At 65.1% G+C, this 20,501-nt stretch carries 18 protein-coding genes; 8 read left to right on the top strand and 10 right to left on the bottom strand.

Features of this window, described 5'->3' with window-relative positions:
- Positions 1-26: 26 nt before the first annotated feature.
- From CAG31_RS12205 to CAG31_RS12215, 3 genes are read left to right on the top strand one after another with little or no spacing between them, the layout of a single operon-like run.
- Positions 27-335 (top strand): hypothetical protein, encoded by a 309-nt coding sequence (locus CAG31_RS12205; protein WP_085581326.1) that lies wholly within the window; start codon positions 27-29, stop codon positions 333-335.
- Positions 335-1,195, top strand: a complete 861-nt coding sequence (locus CAG31_RS12210) for a DUF72 domain-containing protein (RefSeq protein WP_085581328.1) — start codon at positions 335-337, stop codon at positions 1,193-1,195. The genes CAG31_RS12205 and CAG31_RS12210 overlap by 1 nt, the downstream gene beginning before the upstream one ends.
- Positions 1,196-1,228: 33 nt before the next feature.
- Complete coding sequence (locus CAG31_RS12215; protein WP_085581330.1) at positions 1,229-2,050, top strand: oxaloacetate decarboxylase; 822 nt, start codon at positions 1,229-1,231, stop codon at positions 2,048-2,050.
- Between the two features lie 22 nt (positions 2,051-2,072).
- Here the strand turns inward: CAG31_RS12215 and CAG31_RS12220 are convergent, their stop codons facing one another.
- On the bottom strand, positions 2,073-2,693 hold the full coding sequence (locus CAG31_RS12220; protein ID WP_085581332.1) for an energy transducer TonB: 621 nt from the start codon (positions 2,691-2,693) through the stop codon (positions 2,073-2,075).
- 92 nt (positions 2,694-2,785) lie between these two features.
- Here CAG31_RS12220 and CAG31_RS12225 point away from each other — a divergent pair, with 92 nt between their 5' ends.
- Positions 2,786-3,568, top strand: coding sequence for a class I SAM-dependent methyltransferase (locus CAG31_RS12225; RefSeq protein WP_085581755.1), 783 nt, complete (start codon positions 2,786-2,788; stop codon positions 3,566-3,568).
- A gap of 91 nt (positions 3,569-3,659) precedes the next feature.
- On the opposite strand, the gene CAG31_RS12230 is transcribed toward CAG31_RS12225, so the two are convergent.
- Positions 3,660-4,295 (bottom strand): TetR/AcrR family transcriptional regulator, encoded by a 636-nt coding sequence (locus CAG31_RS12230; protein WP_085581334.1) that lies wholly within the window; start codon positions 4,293-4,295, stop codon positions 3,660-3,662.
- A gap of 94 nt (positions 4,296-4,389) precedes the next feature.
- Here CAG31_RS12230 and CAG31_RS12235 point away from each other — a divergent pair, with 94 nt between their 5' ends.
- The 3 genes from CAG31_RS12235 to CAG31_RS12245 all read left to right on the top strand — a co-directional run bounded on the left by CAG31_RS12235 (position 4,390) and on the right by CAG31_RS12245 (position 10,037).
- Positions 4,390-5,490, top strand: a complete 1,101-nt coding sequence (locus CAG31_RS12235) for an efflux RND transporter periplasmic adaptor subunit (RefSeq protein ID WP_085581336.1) — start codon at positions 4,390-4,392, stop codon at positions 5,488-5,490.
- Positions 5,491-5,496: 6 nt separating this feature from the next.
- Positions 5,497-8,562 carry an efflux RND transporter permease subunit gene (locus CAG31_RS12240; RefSeq protein ID WP_085581338.1) on the top strand — a complete coding sequence of 1,022 codons (3,066 nt, stop codon included), beginning with the start codon at positions 5,497-5,499 and terminating at the stop codon, positions 8,560-8,562.
- 98 nt (positions 8,563-8,660) lie between these two features.
- Entirely contained in the window at positions 8,661-10,037 is a 1,377-nt protein-coding gene (locus CAG31_RS12245) for a Fic family protein (protein ID WP_085581757.1), read from the top strand.
- On the opposite strand, the gene CAG31_RS12250 is transcribed toward CAG31_RS12245, so the two are convergent.
- The 4 genes from CAG31_RS12250 to plsB form a co-directional block, all read right to left on the bottom strand.
- Positions 10,034-10,723 carry a DUF4197 domain-containing protein gene (locus CAG31_RS12250; RefSeq protein ID WP_085581340.1) on the bottom strand — a complete coding sequence of 230 codons (690 nt, stop codon included), beginning with the start codon at positions 10,721-10,723 and terminating at the stop codon, positions 10,034-10,036. The two genes, CAG31_RS12245 and CAG31_RS12250, sit on opposite strands and share 4 nt — an antisense overlap.
- A gap of 27 nt (positions 10,724-10,750) precedes the next feature.
- Positions 10,751-11,149 (bottom strand): YbaY family lipoprotein, encoded by a 399-nt coding sequence (locus tag CAG31_RS12255; RefSeq protein WP_085581342.1) that lies wholly within the window; start codon positions 11,147-11,149, stop codon positions 10,751-10,753.
- A 50-nt stretch (positions 11,150-11,199) separates the two neighbouring features.
- Positions 11,200-11,886, bottom strand: coding sequence for a hypothetical protein (locus CAG31_RS12260; protein WP_085581344.1), 687 nt, complete (start codon positions 11,884-11,886; stop codon positions 11,200-11,202).
- A gap of 91 nt (positions 11,887-11,977) precedes the next feature.
- On the bottom strand, positions 11,978-14,488 hold the full coding sequence (gene plsB / locus CAG31_RS12265; RefSeq protein WP_085581346.1) for a glycerol-3-phosphate 1-O-acyltransferase PlsB: 2,511 nt from the start codon (positions 14,486-14,488) through the stop codon (positions 11,978-11,980).
- A gap of 239 nt (positions 14,489-14,727) precedes the next feature.
- Here plsB and CAG31_RS12270 point away from each other — a divergent pair, with 239 nt between their 5' ends.
- Complete coding sequence (locus CAG31_RS12270) at positions 14,728-14,937, top strand: cold shock domain-containing protein (RefSeq protein ID WP_008019570.1); 210 nt, start codon at positions 14,728-14,730, stop codon at positions 14,935-14,937.
- Positions 14,938-15,075: 138 nt separating this feature from the next.
- On the opposite strand, the gene CAG31_RS12275 is transcribed toward CAG31_RS12270, so the two are convergent.
- The 4 genes from CAG31_RS12275 to CAG31_RS12290 form a co-directional block, all read right to left on the bottom strand.
- A complete protein-coding gene (locus tag CAG31_RS12275; protein ID WP_085581348.1) occupies positions 15,076-15,453 on the bottom strand; it encodes a hypothetical protein in 378 nt (125 codons plus the stop codon).
- 75 nt (positions 15,454-15,528) lie between these two features.
- The gene (locus CAG31_RS12280; RefSeq protein ID WP_085581350.1) at positions 15,529-16,338 is read right to left on the bottom strand and encodes a putative RNA methyltransferase; all 810 of its coding nucleotides are present in this window, start codon (positions 16,336-16,338) and stop codon (positions 15,529-15,531) included.
- Positions 16,338-17,489, bottom strand: coding sequence for a succinyl-diaminopimelate desuccinylase (dapE, locus tag CAG31_RS12285; protein WP_085581352.1), 1,152 nt, complete (start codon positions 17,487-17,489; stop codon positions 16,338-16,340). The genes CAG31_RS12280 and dapE overlap by 1 nt, the downstream gene beginning before the upstream one ends.
- Positions 17,490-17,731: 242 nt before the next feature.
- Positions 17,732-20,323 carry a glycosyltransferase gene (locus CAG31_RS12290; protein ID WP_085581354.1) on the bottom strand — a complete coding sequence of 864 codons (2,592 nt, stop codon included), beginning with the start codon at positions 20,321-20,323 and terminating at the stop codon, positions 17,732-17,734.
- Positions 20,324-20,501: the final 178 nt, after the last annotated feature.

A 20,501-nucleotide genomic window follows, 5' to 3' on the forward strand; every position in this document is an offset into this window, starting at 1 on the left:
CCATCATCGATACCGAGCATGACTTTATGCGTATAGACGGCGTTTCCTCTCATTCCTACCCCATCAAGCGCAAGCCCCGCAAAGGCAACGCGGCGCTGGATGAGTCCGTCGACGATATCGACGGCGAGCTGGAAATCCCTTCCGAGGAGCAACTGGCCGCCCGCGCCGCCAAGGCCTCCGCGCAACGCCTGAGCAATCTGCCCGCCCGTCAGCAAGACATGATCTACCACCGTGCGATGAAGAAGAGCGTGGCCATGGCCTTGGCCAGCTACCTGAGCACCGCCGGGTTTGTCGACTGGGAAGCGGACGTGCTGGGCCTCGACCTGTACATCTGATGGCGCTGCCCTATTACTTGGGTTGTCCGTCCTGGAGCGAAAGCGCCTGGCGCGATTACCTGTACCCGGCGGACGCGAAAACGGCTGACTTCCTCGGCCTCTATGCCCAGGTGTTCAACGCGGTGGAAGGCAACACGACTTTCTACGCCAGCCCGTCGCCGGCCACGGTGCAGCGCTGGGCCGAGGTGATGCCGGAGCACTTTCGGTTCACCGCCAAGTTCCCCGGCGACATCAGCCACGGCGGCGACCTGCGCGACCAGCTCACCGCCGCCGAAACCTTCATCCAATTGCTCGGCCCCCTCGGCGACCGGGTCTCGCCGATGTGGCTGCAACTGTCGAAAAGCTTTACCCCGCAGCGTTTGCCGGAACTGGCGGCGTTCATCGACGCGTTGGACCGGCCCCTGGCGGTGGAAGTGCGCCATGACCAGTTCTTCGCCAAGGGCGAGAGCGAACGGCTGCTCAATCGCTTGTTGCTCGACCGAGGCGTCGAGCGCATCTGCCTCGACCCGCGTGCGCTGTTCAGTTGCCTGTCCACCGAATCGTCGGTGATCCACGCCCAATCGAAAAAGCCCCGCGTGCCCACGCGCCCGGCGGCGTTCACCCAGCATCCGCAGGTGCGTTTCATCGGCCATCCGCAGTTGGAGGCCAACGACCCGTTCCTGGTGCCGTGGGTGGCGAAAATCGCCGAGTGGATCGAAGAGGGGCGCACGCCGTACATCTTCCTGCACACGGCGGACAACCTGCTGGCGGCGAAGCTGGCGCAACGCTTTCACGCCCAACTGATGCAGCGCCTGCCTGGCCTGCCGGCCCTGCCTGAGCTATACAGAGAGCCCGCCGCGGAGCAGTTGGGACTGCTCTGAGGCGGATTTCCTTCTCTGCCCGGGAGCCTGCCGATGGACGCGCAAATCCGTAAAGCCGAAGCCTTCAGAGCCCTGCATGAACGCAGCGGGCTCTTTGTCATGCCCAATCCGTGGGACGCCGGCTCCGCGAAGATACTCGCCGGCCTGGGCTACCCGGCGCTGGCGACCACCAGCGCCGGGTATGCGTTTTCCCAGGGCAAGCCCGACGGCGGCCTGAGCCTTGAGGAAACCCTGGCCAATGTCCGGGCAATCGCGGCGGCGACGGAGCTGCCGGTGTCGGTGGATCTGGAGAACGGTTTCGCCGACGGGCCGGCCGAATCGGCGCAGAGCCTGATCCACGCGGCAAGGGCGGGCGCGGTGGGCGGTTCCATCGAAGACGCCACCGGCCGCGAAGACGGCCCGATCTACTGCTTCGAACATGCCGTGGCGCGGATCGAGGCGGCGGTGGCGGCGGTGCGCTCACTGCCGTTTCCCTTCACCCTGACCGCCCGTGCGGAAAACTACCTGCACGGCCGGCCCGATCTCGATGACACCCTTCGCCGCTTGCAGGCGTTCGCTGAAGCGGGGGCCGACGTGCTCTACGCGCCGGGCCTGCGCAATGCCGAAGAGGTGCTGGCGGTGGTGCGCGCCGTGGCGCCGAAACCGGTGAATGTGCTGATGTCCGGCGCACTGAAGCTGACGTTGCAGGAACTGGAGGAGATGGGCGTGCGCCGGGTGAGCACCGGGTCGGCGCTGGCGTTGGCGGCGCTCGGGGAGTTCTTCCGGGCGGCCGAGGAGATCAAGCGGTCGGGCACCTTCTCGTTCGCCTCGCGTTCGATGGCGTATGCCCAGGTCAATCAGCTGTTCAAGGGGTGAGGGCGGGGCGTGGCGCTGAGGCTCAGGCTGCGATGCGCAGGTTCTGCTGAACGATCGGGCGCACCCAACCGTTGTCGAAGTCCAGCGCACGCTGCTGCTCGACGATCTCTTCGGGGGAGAACGGCGGGAACGGTTTTTCCATGAGGTCGAGGTCGAACTCGGCGATCGGCAGGTACAGCGGACGTTTCTGCGGCGCGGCGCCCGGCTCGGGAACCGGTTGGCCATGGGTGAGCACGATCGGGCGAACCCAGCCGCTCTCGAAGTCCTGCTGCTTCTGCTGGGCGTTGATCTCTTCCGGCGGGAACGGCGGGAACGGCTTGTCGAGCAGTTCCGTCTCGAATTCGGCGATCGGCAGGAACAGCGGCTCCGGCGGGCGGATCTCGGTGTCGACCACGTCGCATTCGCGCTGGCTGATGATGTGCGCGTGCAGGTCGCTGCCCACGGTCGGCTCGTCCGGGCTGTCCAGGTCGACCGGCGGGAACGTGCCGCAGGCCGGCACCACATCACTCGACTGTTCGGCCAGCGCCTGGGCAAAGAAATCCTGCCACAGGTGACTGACGCCGCTCAGTGCTTGAGTGTTCTGACGGCTGAAATCGCCATGGGGCGAGATGTAGCCAATCGATGTGGGAAGAATGCCTGACATTTTTTTCGGTCGACGCTCGGCTCTGGCAGAATGCGCGTTGATTGGGTTATCGGCGGATTTTGCCGATCCTTAACTTTTTGAGCGTGTTTTTCATGATTGAGCATCCAGCGGCCTGCCGCATCCATGTCGAGGCCCTTGAGCCTGCCTTCGAGCCGCAGGCCCGGCAGTGGGCCGAGCGCCTGAGCCTGCCGTTGCAGGCGCAGGACGGCGAGTTCGCCTTGCAGGTCGGCGGGCAGGGCCTGCAGCTGCAGCAGCTGGGGCCGGATGCGCCGGGGCCGGTGCGGGTGGACTTCGTCGAGGGCGGTGCGGCCCACCGGCGGCTGTACGGCGGAGGCAACGGCCAAATGATCGCCAAGGCCGTCGGCATCGCCCAGGGCGTGCGTCCGCGGGTGCTGGACGCCACGGCGGGGCTGGGCAAGGATGCGTTCGTGCTGGCGAGCCTGGGCTGCGAGATGAGCCTGATCGAGCGTCAGCCGCTGATCGGTGCGTTGCTCGAAGACGGCCTGGCCCGGGCGGCTGAGGATTTCGACGTGGCGCCGATCGTGGCGCGGATGACGCTGCTCAAGGGCAACTCCATCGAGGTGATGCGCAACTGGGAGGGCGAGCCGCCGCAGGTGATCTACCTCGATCCGATGTTTCCCCACCGCGAGAAGACCGCGCTGGTGAAGAAGGAGATGCGCCTGTTCCGGCCGTTGGTGGGCGATGACCCGGACGCGCCGGCGCTGCTGGAGGCGGCCCTGGCCCTGGCCAGCCACCGGGTGGTGGTCAAGCGCCCGCGCAAGGCGCCGTGCATCGAAGGGCCGAAGCCGAGCCATGCGCTGGACGGCAAGTCCAGCCGCTACGACATCTATCCGAAGAAAGCACTCAAGGCCTGAGCCCCAGGCGCCGCCATCGCCGGCCGGCTCCCACAGTGATGCTCCGGGCATCAGGCATGCGCTGTGGGAGCCCGTCGGCGCGGCGCAGCCGTCAGGGCCGGTAGGCCCGCATGAACAACCCCACCACTTCCTGCACATGGCTCTCGGCCGCCTCGTCGGTCAGCGGCTCGCCGCAGCCGTACAGCAGGCGGAAATTGCCCGCGCCCTTGATCAGGCAGAAGAAATGCTCGGCGGCGTTGCGCGGCAGGTCGATGCTCAGTTCGCCGGTCTCGTTGACGCGGGCCAGCAGCCGCTCCATGCCCTGCACCATGCGCTGGGGGCCGGCCTCGAAGAAGATCAGCGACAGCTTCGGATCCTGACTGCCCAGCGCCATGATGAGCCGGTGCAGGTTCACCGATTCTTCGCTGTTGATCAGTTGGTGGAAGCCGCGGGCAATGTTCAGCAACACATTTTCCACCGCGACGCCGTCCGGCAGTTCGAAGACCATCGACGGCAGCTGCGCTTCGCATTTGGCCGCCACGGCGGCGGAAAACAGCGTCTCCTTGTCGTTGAAGTGACTGTATACGGTCAGTTTTGAAACGCCCGCCTCGGCGGCCACCGCGTCCATGCTGGTGTTGGCGTAGCCGTGGCTCAGGAACAGGGTTTTCGCCGCTTCGAGGATCGCCTGGCGCTTGGCCGGATCCTTGGGGCGACCCGGGCCGTTTGGGGCTGGGGGATTGTTTGGCATTCTTCGCTTTTAATACTGGACTGGTGAGTTTGCTATTAATAACATACCCGCCAGTATAATTATTCCAGGCCCCCTTAGCGAAAGGTCCGTCACCATGTTCCGCTATGCGCTGTCCATTGCAATGCCAGTCAGTCTGGCTTTTTTATTGTCGGCATGCGGTCACGAGGAGGCGACGCCCGTCGCCGTCCGGCCGGCCATGGTGGTTCAGCCAGAGCCTTCGGCGCAGGCGATGGAGAGTTATCCCGGTGAGGTGAGGGCCCGCTACGAGCCTGATCTGGCATTCCGCATCGGCGGCAAGGTCAGCCGACGACTGGTCGAAGAGGGCCAGCGCGTGAAGGCCGACCAACCCCTGGCCGAGCTCGATCCGCAGGACGTGCGCCTGCAATTGGAGGCCACCCGCGCCCAGGTCGCCGCCGCCGAAGCCAACCTGAACCTTGTGCGGGCCGAGCGCGACCGCTACAAGACCCTGATGGATCGGCAGATGGTCAGCCGTTCCCAGTACGACAACGCGGAAAACCTCTACCGCTCCGGCGAAGCCCGCCTCAAGCAGATCAAGGCCGAATTCAACGTCTCGACCAACCAGGCCAGCTACGCGGTGCTGCGCGCGCCGCAGGACGGCGTGGTGTCCCGGCGTTCGCTGGAGGTCGGCCAGGTGGTCGCCGCCGGGCAGACCGTGTTCACCCTCGCCACCGACGGCGAGCGTGAAGTGTCGATCAGCCTGCCGGAGCAGAGCTTCGGCCGCTTCAAGGTCGGCCAGCCGGTTTCGGTGGAACTCTGGACGCAGCCGGATCAGCGTTTCGCCGGGCGCATCCGCGAGCTGTCGCCGGCCGCCGACCCGAAATCCCGCACCTTTGCCGCGCGCATCGCCTTCGCCTCCGGCAAGGTGCCCGCCGAACTCGGCCAGAGCGCCCGGGTGTACGTGCAGACCGCAGAATCCGTGCCGCTGTCGGTGCCGTTATCTGCGCTGACCGCCGAGAACGGCATGACCTACGTCTGGGTCGTCAGCGCCAACAACACCCTGAAGAAGACCCCGGTGCGCATCGGCGCCTTCGGCGAGAAGAGCGTGCCGGTGCTCGAAGGCCTGAACGCCAGCGACTGGGTGGTCGCCGCCGGTGTGCATGTGCTTCTGGAGGGGCAGCAGGTGCGCCCCGTGGACCGTTCCAACCGGGTGGTCAATCTGGCGGGCAAGGAGTAATCCCCGATGGGTTTCAATCTTTCCGCCTGGGCGCTGCGCAATCGCCAGATCGTACTGTTCCTGATGCTTTTGCTGGCGATTGTCGGCGCGTTGTCCTACACCAAGCTCGGCCAGAGCGAAGACCCGCCGTTCACCTTCAAGGCCATGGTGATCCAGACCCGCTGGCCGGGCGCCACTGCCCAGGAAGTCTCGCGGCAGGTCACCGAGCGCATCGAAAAGAAACTGATGGAGACCGGCGAATACGAACGCATCGTGTCGTTCTCCCGCCCCGGCGAATCCCAGGTGACGTTCATTGCCCGGGACTCCATGCATTCGGCCGAGATCCCGGATCTCTGGTATCAGGTGCGCAAGAAGGTCAGCGACATCCGCCAGACCTTGCCGCCGGGCATTCAGGGCCCGTTCTTCAACGATGAGTTCGGCACCACGTTCGGCAACATCTACGCCCTGACCGGCGACGGCTTCGACTACGCGGTGCTCAAGGACTACGCCGACCGCGTGCAGATCCAGCTGCAACGGGTCAAGGACGTGGGCAAGGTGGACCTGCTCGGCCTGCAGGACGAGAAAATCTGGGTCGAGCTGTCCAACGTCAAGCTGGCCACCCTCGGCCTGCCGCTGGCGGCTGTGCAGCAGGCGCTGGAGGAGCAGAACGCGGTGTCCACCGCCGGGTTCTTCGAGACCGGCAGCGAGCGCCTGCAACTGCGGGTCTCGGGAAATTTCCAGACGGTCGACGAAATCCGCAACTTCCCGATCCGCGTCGGCGACCGCACCTTCCGCATCGCCGATGTCGCCGACGTGCGCCGTGGCTTCAACGACCCGCCCGCGCCGCGCATGCGCTTCATGGGCGAGGACGCCATCGGCCTGGCCGTGGCGATGAAAGACGGCGGCGACATCCTGGTGCTGGGCAAGGCGTTGGAGCTGGAGTTCGCCCGCATCCAGAAGAACCTCCCGGCCGGCATGCAGCTGCGCAAGGTCTCCGACCAGCCGGCGGCGGTGAAGACCGGCGTCGGCGAGTTCGTCCAGGTGCTGGTCGAGGCGCTGGCCATCGTGCTGCTGGTGAGCTTCTTCTCCCTCGGCGTGCGCACCGGCATGGTGGTGGCGCTGACCATCCCGCTGGTGCTGGCAATGACATTCGCCTGCATGTACTACCTGGGGATCGGCCTGCACAAGATTTCCCTCGGTGCGCTGGTGCTGGCCCTCGGGCTGCTGGTGGACGACGCGATCATCGCCGTGGAGATGATGGCGATCAAAATGGAGCAGGGCTTCGACCGGATCAAGGCCGCCAGTTTCGCCTGGACCAGCACCGCGTTCCCGATGCTCACCGGCACGCTGATCACGGCGGCCGGGTTTCTGCCGATCGCCACGGCGCAGTCCGGCACCGGCGAGTACACCCGTTCGATCTTTCAGGTGGTGACCATCGCGCTGCTGGCCTCGTGGGTGGCGGCGGTGGTGTTCGTGCCCTACCTGGGGGAAAAGCTGCTGCCGGACCTGGCGAAGCTCCACGCGGCCAAGCACGGCCCGGATCAGCCGGACCCTTACGGCACGCCGTTCTACCAGCGGGTGCGTCGACTGGTGGAATGGTGCGTGCGCCGGCGCAAGACCGTGATCGTGCTGACCATCGGCCTGTTCGTCGCCTCGGTGATGCTGTTCCGCTTCGTGCCCCAGCAGTTCTTCCCGGCTTCCGGGCGGCTGGAGCTGATGGTCGACCTGAAGCTGGCCGAAGGCGCCTCCCTGGCCAACACCGCCGCCGAGGTCAAACGCCTGGAGGCGCTGCTCAAGGATCGCGCCGGCATCGACAACTACGTGGCCTACGTCGGCACCGGCTCGCCGCGCTTCTACTTGCCGTTGGATCAGCAATTGCCGGCCGCCAGCTTTGCCCAGTTCGTGGTGCTGGCCAAGACCATCGAGGAGCGCGAAGCCCTGCGCACCTGGCTGATCGACACGCTCAACGAACAGTTCCCGACCCTGCGTTCGCGGGTCACGCGGCTGGAGAACGGCCCGCCGGTCGGCTACCCGGTGCAGTTCCGCGTCACCGGCGAACACATCGAGGAAGTCCGTGCGCTGGCCCGCAAGGTCGCGGCCAAGGTGCGCGAGAACCCGCACGTGGTCAACGTCCACCTGGACTGGGAAGAGCCGAGCAAGGTCGTGTACCTGAACATCGATCAGGATCGCGCCCGGGCCCTGGGCGTGAGCACCGCCAACCTGGCGAAGTTCCTGCAGAGCTCGCTGACCGGCTCCAGCGTCAGCCAGTACCGCGAGGACAACGAACTGATCGAGATCCTGCTGCGCGGCACCGTGCACGAACGCACCGAGCTGTCGCTGCTGCCGAGCCTGGCGGTGCCCACCGACAACGGTCGCAGCGTGGCGCTGTCGCAGATCGCCACGCTGGAGTACGGGTTCGAGGAAGGCATCATCTGGCACCGCAACCGCCTGCCGAACGTGACCGTGCGCGCCGACATCTACGGCAAGGAGCAACCGGCCACCCTGGTGCAGCAGATCATGCCGACCCTCGACCCGATCCGCGCCGAACTGCCGGACGGCTACCTGCTGGACGTCGGCGGCACCGTGGAGGACTCCGAGCGCGGGCAGAAGTCGGTCAACGCCGGCGTGCCGATGTTCATCGTTGTGGTGCTGACCTTGCTGATGGTGCAGCTGCGCAGCTTCTCGCGCACGGCGATGGTGTTCCTGACGGCGCCGCTGGGCCTGATCGGCGTGACCCTGTTCCTGCTGGTGTTCCGCCAGCCGTTCGGCTTCGTGGCGATGCTGGGCACCATCGCGCTGTCGGGGATGATCATGCGCAACTCGGTGATCCTGGTGGACCAGATCGAACAGGACATCGCCGCGGGGCTCAAGCCGTGGCAGGCGATCATCGAGGCCACCGTGCGCCGGTTCCGGCCCATTGTGCTGACCGCCCTGGCGGCGGTGCTGGCGATGATCCCGCTGTCGCGCAGCGTGTTCTTCGGCCCGATGGCGGTGGCGATCATGGGCGGGCTGATCGTGGCGACGGCGCTGACGCTGCTGTTCCTGCCGGCGCTGTATGCGGCGTGGTTCCGGGTCAGGAAGGAGCCTGTCTGATCTCCTACGCCAATATCAGACCGGTCTGATATTGAGCCGTCGGGGCCTGGATGCTGTACTCGACGCTCCGTTTTCGACGAGCGTTCGAGTCAGCCTCCATGAAAAATCCGCCTCCCTTGAAGGGCAGGACCGATCCGGTCTTCGAGCTGTTGGTGCGCCCGCCCCACAAGCATCGGTTGATGGACTATCTCGCACTGCTCAAGCCCCTCGACGACCGGAACCGTTACCTTCCCTTCGACGCCTTGCGCCATCGCTGGGCGGCGGGGCTCGATGCGAGGCTCTGCTGGGCATTGGTCAAGAAGGCCAGGGCCGCCCAGCACATCAACCTGCTGCCTTTGGGCGAGCCGGCGCAGTGGGGCAAGTACCTGCTGACGCCGCTGGCGCAGAAGACCCTCTGCGTGGTGGATCGGCAGACCACTTCGGCCTCCCTCGAATACAGGGCGAGCCGGATCGGCGAGCGTGCGCATTTCAGCTGTCTGCTCAACGACCTGACCGAGGACGAGGCCATCGCCAGCAGCCAACTGGAGGGCGCGGCGACCACGACGCGGGTCGCCAAGGACATGCTCAGGCACCGGCGCCAGCCGCGCACCCCCGACGAGCGCATGGTCATGGGCAATTACAGGATGATGGGGTTCGCCTGGGAAAAGCGTCATGAGCCTTTGAGTGTCGGGCTGATCGCTGCGCTCCATCGGGTCGGTGTGGAGGGGATCGATGATGCGCAGTATCAGCCGGGCCGTTTCAGGCGCGATGACGACGTGGTGGTCCAGGACGGCGAAGGCAACACGGTGCATCGGCCGCCGCCCGCCGCCGGGTTGGTGGCGCGCCTTGAGGCCCTCTCTCGGTGGGTCAATCAAAGGCATGATGATCTGCACCCTTTGATCAAGGCGATCACGCTGCATTTTGCCCTGGGTTACGAGCACCCGTTCCGCGACGGGAACGGGCGGGTCGCCCGGGCGTTGTTCTATTGGTTCATGTTCAAGAACGACTTCTCGGCGTTTCGCTACGTCGCGATCAGTCTCCTGCTGCGCAATGCGCCGGTGCAGTACGGGCGCTCGTACCTGCATACGGAAGCGGACGAGCTGGATTTGACTTACTTCATCGAGTTCCAGTGCTCGGTGATCCTGCGGGCGGTGAATGCCTTTGCCGATGCCTATCGCAAGAGCCTGGCGCACACCGAAGACTTCGAGCGCGGGTTGTTGGCGTCAGGGTTCTTCGAGCGGCTTTCGGACAGGCAGCGGGCGCTGTATCGGGCGGCCAAGAGCGAGGTGGCCAAGGAATTCACGGCGGGCAATGTGCAGGAGCATCTGGGGTGCTCCTATCGGGCGGCGGTGTCAGCCCTGAACGGGCTGGTGGGATTGCAGGTCTTCGAGAAGCGGAAAATGGGGCGCGAGTGGGTGTTCTTCCTGCGTGCGGCGCCACCCTTTGAAACGAAGAAAGGGAGCGATGCCTCTCGCTCCCTTGTCCTGTCGGCCTAGAGGGTGCCGAACACCTTCTTCGCCAGGCCGGTCGCCGCGGCGGCCGGATTCTTGCGGATGGTTTCTTCCTGCTTGCCGATCATTTCGAACAAGCCATCGAGCGCCTGCTCGGTCACGTAGCTTTCGATGTTGGCGCTCTTGGCGTCCAACACGCCGAAGGTCGCGGCCTGGCCTGCGAACGCGTTGTACTTCTGCGCCACGCCGACCTTGTCGGTGGCCTGCTTGACGATCGGCAGGAACTTGGCGCGGATCTGTTCGCGGCTGGTCTTGTTCAGGTACTGGGTGGCGGAGTCGTTGCCGCCGCTGAGGATGCCCTTGGCGTCTTCGACGGTCATTTTCTTCACGGCGTCGACGAGGATCGGCTGGGCCTGCACCACGGCGGTCTCGGCGGCCTTGTTCATGCTGGTCTCCAGTTGGTCGACCTGGTCGCCCATGCCGAACGCCTTCATTTTGCTGGCGACCTTGCCGAGCTTGCCCGGCAGTTCGATCCTCACGTCCGGGTTGTCGCTGAAGCCGCCCGGCGTGCCCAGCTGTTTGACGGCCAGTTGCGCACCCTGGGTCAGGGCGTCCTTGAGGCCGCCGGTGGCGTCGGACTGCGACAGGTCGCTCAAGGACAGCGCGGACGCGCCGGCGGAGATCATCAGGCCTGCGCACAGGCCGGCGAAGCGAAGGGTAGGGCGGAGCATGGCGGCTTCCTTGTTCCTGAAAGTGAATTAGCGGACGGCGTCGACGCGGACTTTGAACGGCTGCGGATCGTTGCCGTCGAGCTGCACGGCGTGGTGTTCGGTGGTGATGAACATCAGTTCACCATTGACCTCGATGCGCGCGCTGACCGAATAGCGGTGGCCGGGTTTGACCTGGGCCGGATCGTAGCTCAAACGGAACGGCAGCGGCACCTGGCCTTTGACCGGGCCGGTCTGTTCGTCGAGCACCACGGCCGGGGCGTCGGCCAGGGATACGTCCTGCAGGCTCACGCTGAGGGTGGCGCTCGGCGGCAGGGCGATGCGTTGCAGGTAGAACACTTCGCCGTCGAGGCTGGCCTTGCCGGCCGGCGTGGTGGATTGGCAGGCGCTCAGCAGCGTGGCGGCGGCGAGCAGGGACAGTCTTTTCATGGAAACCTCTGGGACAGGGGCGCCGGAAGAATCCCGACGCCCCGGAAAATCTAGCGGAATTTGGCGGCTGCGTCAGTGAACAAACGTAATGGCGCCGCGAGCCGGCGGATGATCGACGGCCATTCGGCTGAACGTGCCGCACGCGCCGCCGGCACCAGTTCCGCCCGCCCGGGATAGACCGCGATGCGTTGGTGATAGCGGTTTTCGATGCCGCTCAACGCATACTGCCTGCCGGGGATCAGTTGCCGCGGATCGTAGCGAAGGTAGAACGAGCGGGCGCTCTGTTCATCCTGGGTGATACGGAGCAGTTCGACGTCCGGGCTGTCGGGTTCGTGCAGGCTGATGGTCACGGCTTCTTCCGGCGCGACAGTCTCGGGCTCCTGGACGTTGACATACAGGTAGCCGACCGGGCTCAGGTGCACGGTCTGGCGATGCGGGGCGCGATTGACGATGACCAGGTGATCCTGTTTCACCAGCAAGGGCTGCCGGTCGTGGAACAACTGGACACTGATCCGGTATCTGACGCCGATGCCGCTCAGGCGGTGTTCAAAGGCGAAGTCCCATTGGCCATCGGCGATGGAAGGGGTTCTCCATGCTTTGATTTTCATCGGTGCAGTGCCGTTGTCCGCATGGACTTCGACGACGGTTTCGTTCTCTCCGTCGGCAGGTGCCTTGAAGGTTTCGGGAAGACTGAAGGTCAGCCTGATGAGGGGTGCAACTTCGTTCAATGGGTTCATTTCGATGTCCTTATCGATCAAAAGAACCCATTAGTCCACGAATCAACCGACCGGAAAATGCTGGCACCTTCCGGTTAGTTGTCCGCACGTTTCAGCTTTCAGTGGTCGGCTGCACGGGGGCGGCCGCTTCGGCGGCATCTTCGCTGCGGTGCAGCGCCACCTGACGGATCGACAGGCGGATCTCCGCCGGCAGCACGCGCTTGGCCGCGCCTTCGGCCAGTTCGCCGAGCAGTTCGTGGTAGCTCAACTTGCCGGCCTCGTCGCGGCGCAGCACATCCAGGTCGAGCATCGTCTGGATGAAGTGGCGGAACAGGCTCTTGTCGAAGAACTCCGGGGCATTGAGCCCGTGCAGGATCGACAGGCGCTGGGCCATGACCGTGCACAGGTCTTCCAGCTCTTCGGCGCTGAGGCTGTTCTGGCCGCTGTTGAGCAGCAGTGAGACGGTCATGTAGAAGCGCTGCAGGGTCTGGGCGATGCTGCGCGACAGCAGGGTCAGCAGCACGAAATGCCGTGAGCTCGGGGCCGGGCGCAGGTACACGTCCTTCTCGAAGCGCAGCAGGCCTTGTTCGACGAACGCTTCCAGCCACTGGTCGATCACCGCATCGAGCTCGTCCAGCGTCCAGCGGATGAACAGCTCTGCCTGCAAGTACGGATACAGCGCCCGGGTGTAGCGCAGGATCTGCTCGCGGCTCATGCGCGAGCTGCTCTGGAAGAAGCTCGCCAGCAGCGCCGGCAGGGCGAAGATGTGCAGCACGTTGTTGCGGTAGTAGGTCATCAGGACGGCGTTCTGCTCGTCCAGGTAGAGGATCTTGCCCAGCGCGTCGTTCTGCTCGGACAACAGGTCCATGTCCTTCACATGCTTGATCAGCGCCTGGCCGTCGCCTTGCGGCAAGGTGGTGTGCGGCGAGTACGGCACCTTGCGCAGCAGCGCCAGGTACAGATCCAGCACCCGCGCCATGGCGCGGTCGTCCAGGGCCAGGCGGCCGGTGGACAGCAGCGCCAGCGCCACCAGGTTCACCGGGTTGACCGCCGCCGCTTCGTTCAGGTGCTGCGCGACCTTCTCGCCCAGGCGGTTGGTGGTTTCGTTGAGCCATGCCGGCTTGAACTGCGGGCCGAGGTCTTGCTGGCGCCAGCCCGGCTGTTCGTGGTCGAGGAACTCCGCCAGCTTGATCGGCTCGCCGAAGTTCACCGCCACCTGGCCGAAGCGCTGCTTGAGCGCGCCGATGACCTTGAAGATGTCGAAGATCGATTCTTTCTTCTTGCTCGCCCCGCGCAGTTCGCCGAGGTAGGTCCGGCCTTCCAGCACGCGCTCGTAGCCAATGTACACCGGCACGAACACGATCGGCGTGCGCGAGGAACGCAGGAAGCTGCGCATCGTGATCGCCAGCATGCCGGTCTTCGGTTGCAGCATGCGCCCGGTGCGCGAACGGCCGCCCTCGACGAAGTACTCCACCGGGAAGCCCTTGGTGAACAGCGTATGCAGGTATTCGTTGAACACCGAGGTGTACAGCGGGTTGCCCTTGAACGTACGGCGCATGAAGAACGCGCCGCCGCGGCGCAGCAGGCCGCCGATCACCGGCATGTTCAGGTTGATCCCGGCGGCGATGTGCGGCGGGGTCAGGCCGTTGCGAAACAGCAGGTAGGACAGCAGCAGGTAATCGATGTGGCTGCGGTGGCAGGGCACGTAGATCACTTCATGGCCCGGCGCGATCTTCTGCACGCCTTCGATGTGGTTGACCTTGATCCCGTCGTAGATCTTGTTCCAGAACCAGCTCAGCACCACTTCCAGGAAACGGATGGCGGTGTAGGTGTAGTCCGAGGCGATCTCGTTGCCGTAGCGCAGGGCCTGGGCCTTGGCCTTTTCCGCCGAGATGTTTTCCCGCTCGGCCTCGTCGAGGATCGCCTGGCGCACCAGCGGCTGGTTGATCAGGCCCTTGACCAGGTTGCGCCGGTGGGAGATGTCCGGGCCGATCACCGCCGCCTTGAGGTTGCGAAAATGCACCCGCAGGATCCGCTGGGCCATGCGCACGGTGCGTTCGTGGCCCTTGTTGTGGTCGATCAGTTCGCGCAGGTGGATCGGCGCTGAGAACTGCACGCGGGTCTTGCGTCCCAGGATCATGATGCTCAGCAGGCGGCGCAGACGGCCGGTGACCGCCCAGCTGTCGGCGAACAGCAGTTTCCACGGGCTCGACTCGCTGTCCGGCGACTGGCCCCAGAACACGCTCACCGGAATGACCTGCGCGTCTTCGGCGGCGTTCTGGCTCAGGGCGCTGACCAGCCGGGTCAGGGTCGGCGGCGCGCCGCGCTTGTCGTGGCGGCCGAGCCAGTCCGGATCCGGCGTCAGGTAGAAGAACGCCGCCGGCTCGATCAGCGACCCGACGGACACCGGCAGCACCGGGCGCGGCAGGCCGGCCTTGGTGCACTCGGTGTCGAGCACGGCCAGGTCGGTCAGCGAAGGGGTCTGCAGGACGTAGAACACCGGACGGCTGCGGTCGAGGTCGAGGGTGAACGACGACTGGTTGATCGTCTCCGAGCGGACCCAGAGGTACAACAGCCGGCGCAAGGTGCCGAACACAAGACGGCGGAACGGGGAACGGGTCATACGGATTCTTCGTCATTGAATAAAACCGAGCGTTTGCTCGGGAAGGGCGACAGTGTGCCGGATTCGCTGAAAATCGGCAAAAAAGCGGCCAAGTAAACTCTTGTTGAGACTATCGGCACCTGACATATACTCGGCGGTCTGTCGCCGGGGCCCTTGTATGGACGTCGGGCGCAGGCTGACGTTCCTCAAAGGCTTTCCTGCGAAAAGCCCGTTCAATAATAAAAAGGGAGTATGAACAGATGGCAACACGTGAAACCGGCAACGTGAAGTGGTTCAACGACGCCAAGGGTTACGGCTTCATCCAGCGCGAAGACGGGGTGGACGTGTTCGTGCACTACCGCGCGATCCGCGGCGAAGGGCACCGTTCGCTGACCGAAGGCCAGCAGGTGGAGTATGCGGTGGTGCAGGGGCAGAAGGGCCTGCAGGCTGAGGATGTGGTAGGCCTGTAACGCCACGCTCCGAAACCCCAAAACGCATGTGGGAGCGAGCCTGCTCGCGATTGCGGTGTTTCAGCCGGCATTGATGTCGACTGACATTGCGCAATCGCGAGCAGGTTCGCTCCCACATTTTTGGGGCTGAAACGCAGGTCAGCTCGTGCGCCAGGTGATCTCTTCCTCGCCGTCGGCGCTGATGCGGATCCAGCGGTCCGCCGTTTCCTCGCCTTCTTCCTCGACCCAGCTGCCCGGTGCGCAGCGCACTTCGACGTTCAGCGCGGCGAAGGCGGCGCGGGCGCAGGCGATGTCGTCGTCCCATGGGGTCTGGTCGCTTTCCAGGTACAGGCTGTTCCATTTGCCCACGGCCTTGGGCAGCCAGGTCACGGGGATGCTGCCGGCCAGGCATTTGAAGGTCTGGCCCTTCTGCTTCCATTCGCTGCACGGGCCCAGGGCGGCGCCGAGCCATTCGGCGATCTGCTTGTGGTCGACGTCGGCGTCTTTCAGGTAAATCTCGATGTCCGGTTGGCGCATGGATGTCCTCACTGCGGGTCTGAAAAATCCATTCGCGGATTTAGCCGGCCCCGGGCGGTGCCCGAGTCCAAAGGGTTATTGAAGAACGAAATAATCGTAGCGCATCGACACGGTGGTCACGAAGGGCTCGGCCTGGCCGATCACCGCGGCGCGGCGCTCGGCGCTGGCGCGCCAGCCGTGGGGCGTCATGGCCAGCAGGTTGGCGCGGTCTTCGGGCTTGTCCAGCGTCAGCTTGAACTCCAGCGTTTCGCTGTGGGCCAGCGCCATGCCTTGCGGCACCAGGGCCAGGTGCTTGTCGTCGGTGTATTCGCGCACTTCGTCGTACAGGCGTTCGCGCAGTTCCATCAGGTGGCCGCGGGTCGGCCCGACCTTCATCAGGCCGCCGCCGACGCTGAGCAGGCGCTTGGCCTCGTCCCAGTCCAGCGGGCTGAACACGCTGGCCAGGAACTGGCAACTGCCCGGCGCCAGCGGCACGCGGGCCATGCTGGCGATCAACCAGGTCACGGCGGGGTTGCGCTTGCAGGCGCGCTTGACCGCTTCCTTGGAGATGTCCAGCGCATAACCGTCGGCACCCGGCAGGGCCTCGGCGATCTGCGCGGTGTAGTAGCCCTCGCCGCAGCCGATGTCGACCCAGCGCTGCGGCGCATAGCCGGCCGCCAGCTCCGCCAGGCGCCTGGCCACCGGCGCATAGTGCCCGGCGTTGAGGAAGTCGCGGCGGGCCTCGACCATCGCCTGGTTGTCGCCGGGGTCGCGGCTGTTCTTGTGCTGCACCGGCAGCAAGTTCAGGTAACCCTGGCGTGCGCGGTCGAAGCGGTGCCCGGCGGGGCAGGCCACGCCGTTGTCCACGGCGTTGAGCGGTTCGTTGCAGATCGGACAGGCGAGCATCAGGCGAGCAACTTGATCAGGGTCTGGTAGTAGATTTCGGTCAGGACGTCGAGATCGGCCGCCAGCACGCGTTCGTTGACCTGGTGGATGGTCGCGTTGACCGGGCCCAGCTCGACCACCTGGGTGCCCATGGTCGCGATGAAGCGGCCGTCGGAGGTGCCGCCGCTGGTGGACGCCTGGGTTTCGCGGCCGGTGATCTGCTTGATGCTCGACGACACCGCGTCGAGCAGCGCGCCCGGCTCGGTGAGGAACGGCAGGCCGGACAGCGCCCAGTCGATGTGCCAGTCCAGGTTGTGCTTGTCGAGGATGTCGGCGACGCGCTTCTGCAGGCCTTCGACGGTGGACTCGGTGGAGAAGCGGAAGTTGAACAGCGCCACCAGGTCGCCGGGGATCACGTTGGTCGCGCCGGTGCCGGAGTTGACGTTGGAGATCTGGAAACTGGTCGGCGGGAAGAAATCGTTGCCGTGGTCCCAGTGCTCGGCGGCCAGTTCGGCCAGGGCCGGGGCGGCGAGGTGGATCGGGTTCTTCGCCAGGTGCGGGTAGGCCACGTGGCCCTGCACGCCGCGCACGGTGAGCTTGGCGCCGAGGGAGCCGCGACGGCCGTTCTTCACCACATCGCCGACCAGGGCGGTGCTCGACGGTTCGCCGACGATGCACCAGTCGAGGCGCTCCTTGCGCGCCGCCAGACGCTCGACCACGGCCTTGGTGCCATGGTGCGCCGGGCCTTCTTCGTCACTGGTGATCAGGAACGCGACCTTGCCCTTGTGGTCCGGGTAGTCGGCGACGAAGCGCTCGGCGGCCACGGTCATCGACGCCAGGCTGCCTTTCATGTCCGCCGCGCCGCGGCCGCAGAGCATGCCGTGTTCGTCGATCACTGCGTTGAACGGATCGATCTGCCAGGCGGTCACGGGACCGGTCGGCACCACGTCGGTGTGGCCGGCGAAGCACAGCACCGGGCCGTCGTCCTTGCCGTGGGTGGCCCAGAAGTTGTCCACGTCCTCGATGCGCATCGGCTCCAGGGTGAAACCGGCGGCGCCCAGGCGCTGCATCATCTGTTTCTGGCAATCGGCGTCGACCGGCGTCACGGACGGACGGCGGATCAGGTCGATGGCCAGCTGGAGGGTCGGCGAAAGGTCGGCGTGGGCCGTCATGGGAAACTCCGGGATCATGAATGTGGGCGCGGACTGTTGATGTGGGAGCGGGCTTGCCCGCGAGTGCGGTGCGTCAGCCAACATAACGGTTGAATGTTACAACGCCTTCGCGGGCAAGCCCGCTCCCACAGGGGACTGAAGTCTGTCGGTCAGACCTTGCTGCACGCCAAGCCCTGCAAAATGGCGGTCATCTTAAAGCAAAACGGCGGCCATAGGCCGCCGTTTAGTGCATCGTCGAACAATTAGACCGCCGGTGCCGGTTCAGGCGCCGGAGCGGGCCTTGGCAGCGACGACAGGAACGCCATGATCAGCGCCGCCACGTACGGCAGCGACTGCACCAGCAGCATGGCCACCCAGAAGCGCATGTCGCTGCTCGGCAGGCCCTGCACCAGGAAAATCCCCAGCGCCGCGCCCCACAGCAGCAACATGATGAACAGCTCTTCCCGGGCCTCGGAAATGGCCACCCAGAAGCCGTGGCTGTCGGCGTTCTTCGGGGTGCGGAAGAACGGGATGCTGCTGGTGAAGAACCCGTACAGCACCGCCTTGGCGATGGTGTGCGACAGCGCAAGCCCCGCCAGCGCCGCGCAGAACGCGTCCTTGAGGTTCACCCCCACCGCGCGGCGGTACAGGAAGATGATCTTGCCGACCTTGAAGGCGAACAGCGCCAGCGGCGGGATCGCGAAGATCAGCAGCGGCGGGTCGACCCGTTGCGGCACGATGATCATCGCCGCCGACCACAGCAGCGCGCCGACGGTGAAGAAGATGTTCATGCCGTCCGCCACCCACGGCAGCCAGCCCGCGAGGAAGTGGTAGCGCTGGCCGCGGGTCAGTTCGGTGTCCTTGCCGCGCAGCAGGCTGCGGGTGTGGCGCTTGATGATCTGGATCGCGCCGTAGGCCCAGCGGAAACGCTGCTTCTTGAAGTCGATGAAGGTGTCCGGCATCAGGCCCTTGCCGTAGCTGTCGTGGTAGTACGCCGCCGACAGGCCTTTCTCGAACACCCGCAGGCCCAGCTCGGCGTCTTCGCAGATGCACCAGTCGGCCCAGCCCAGCTCTTCCAGGACCGAACGGCGGGTCATGGTCATGGTGCCGTGCTGGATGATCGCGTCGCGGTCGTTGCGGGTGACCATGCCGATGTGGAAGAAGCCCTTGTACTCGGCGTAGCACAGCTTCTTGAAGGTGCTTTCGTTCTGGTCGCGGTAGTCCTGCGGCGACTGCACCACGGCGATCTTCGGGTCGGCGAAGTGCGGCACCATGTGCTTGAGCCAATTGGGGTGCACGCAGTAGTCGGAATCGATCACCGCGATCACTTCGGCGTCCTTGGCGGTGTGCGGGATCAGGTAGTTCAGCGCGCCGCCCTTGAAGCCGGCCAGCGGCGAGACGTGGAAGAACCGGAAGCGGGGGCCGAGGGTCTCGCAGTAGTCGCGCACCGGCTCCCAGACCGCCGGATCCTTGGTGTTGTTGTCGATGATCAGGACTTCGAAGTCCGGATAGTCGAGGTTGGCCAGGGCGTCGAGGGTCTGTTTGACCATCTCCGGCGGCTCGTTGTAGCAAGGCACGTGGATCGACACCTTGGGCCGGTAGTCCGAATCGCCCACCACCGGCAGGAATTCACGCCGGCGCTTGTGCACCCACACGGCCTCGGCCAACTCATGGGCCTCGGTGAGCAGCACGATGAACACCCCGAGCGCGCCGAGCGCCAACAAGAAGCCCACCGTCAGGCTGAACCAGGTGCTGTACTGCTGGCTGTAGTCGTAGCCGATCCACACCAGCACCGAACCGCACAGGAACGCGATGAAGGTCAGGAAGGTGCGGCCGCGCTGGCGCAGGGCCGAACCGTCGATCATCAGCAGGGTCAGCGACAGCAGCGCCAGCACCCCGGAGCCCACTGCCAGCACCCGCCACTGCGGGATCGCCACGACCGGGCCTTCGAAGTTGAATTTCTGCTGGCGCGCGGCGTTGAACACGCCCCAGTAGGCGCCGACCGACCCTTCGTCGCTGGCCTTCCACGGCTGGTCGAAGGCTTCGATCACGAAGTAGTTGAAGCCCTGGCGGTTGAGCTTGTTGACCAGGGTACGCAGGTAGATCGCCTGATCCGCTGGCGACGCATCGGCGCCGCCGCGCATGCGGCCGTTGCTCGGCCAGCCGACTTCGGACAGCAGCAGCGGCTTTTTCGGGAACATCTTCTTCAGGTCGCGGGCGCGGTCGAAGACGAACTGCCCGGCCTTGTCCATCGGGATGAATTCCCAGTAGGGCAGGATGTGCGCGGCGATCAGGTCGACGTGCTTGGCCAGTTCCGGGTGCTCTTCCCAGACGTGCCACTGCTCGGACGTGGTGACCGGTACCTTCACCGCCGCGCGCACGCGGTCGAGCAGCACGCTCAACTCTTGGGCGGTGATTTCCTTGCGAAACAGCGCTTCGTTGCCGACCACCACGCGTACCACGCTGCGCGAGGTGTTGGCCAGTTCAATGGCCCGGGTGATTTCCCGTTCGTTGCGCTCCTTGTCCGGGCTGATCCAGATCCCGAGCGTCACCCGCAGGCCGAACTCTTCGGCCAGTTTCGGGATGTCCTGCAGACTGCCGTCGACCGAGTAGATACGGATGTTGTCCGTCAGCTTGCTCATGATTTCCAGGTCACGGCGCATTTCGTCGTCGGACGGATACTGCTCTTTCTGCGGGAATTGTCCCTGTTGGAACGGTGAGTAGGAGAAGCCGGAGATCTGCTCCGGCCAGTTCGGCGCGGAGACCGGGCGGTTGATCAGCGCCCAGAAACCGGTGAACAGGGCGGCGATTGCCAGAACCACCACCAGGTTGAGTCCAAATTTACGCGATGACATAGCTGTTTCGGGTTCCAAAGGCTGTGGAACGAAGGTTCGGCGAGGTCGTGCCAAAGGGCGCGAATCCTACACCGGCAGTTCACCAGTCGCACATCGGACGGGGAAATGCCCGACATTGGGCAACCCGCTTTGACTTAAGTTCTTACACTTGTAGCTGGAAGCTTAAAAGTTGTCGCGC

It is taken from the genome of Pseudomonas sp. R25(2017), assembly GCF_002112565.1.
Taxonomy (GTDB): domain Bacteria; phylum Pseudomonadota; class Gammaproteobacteria; order Pseudomonadales; family Pseudomonadaceae; genus Aquipseudomonas; species Aquipseudomonas ekonensis.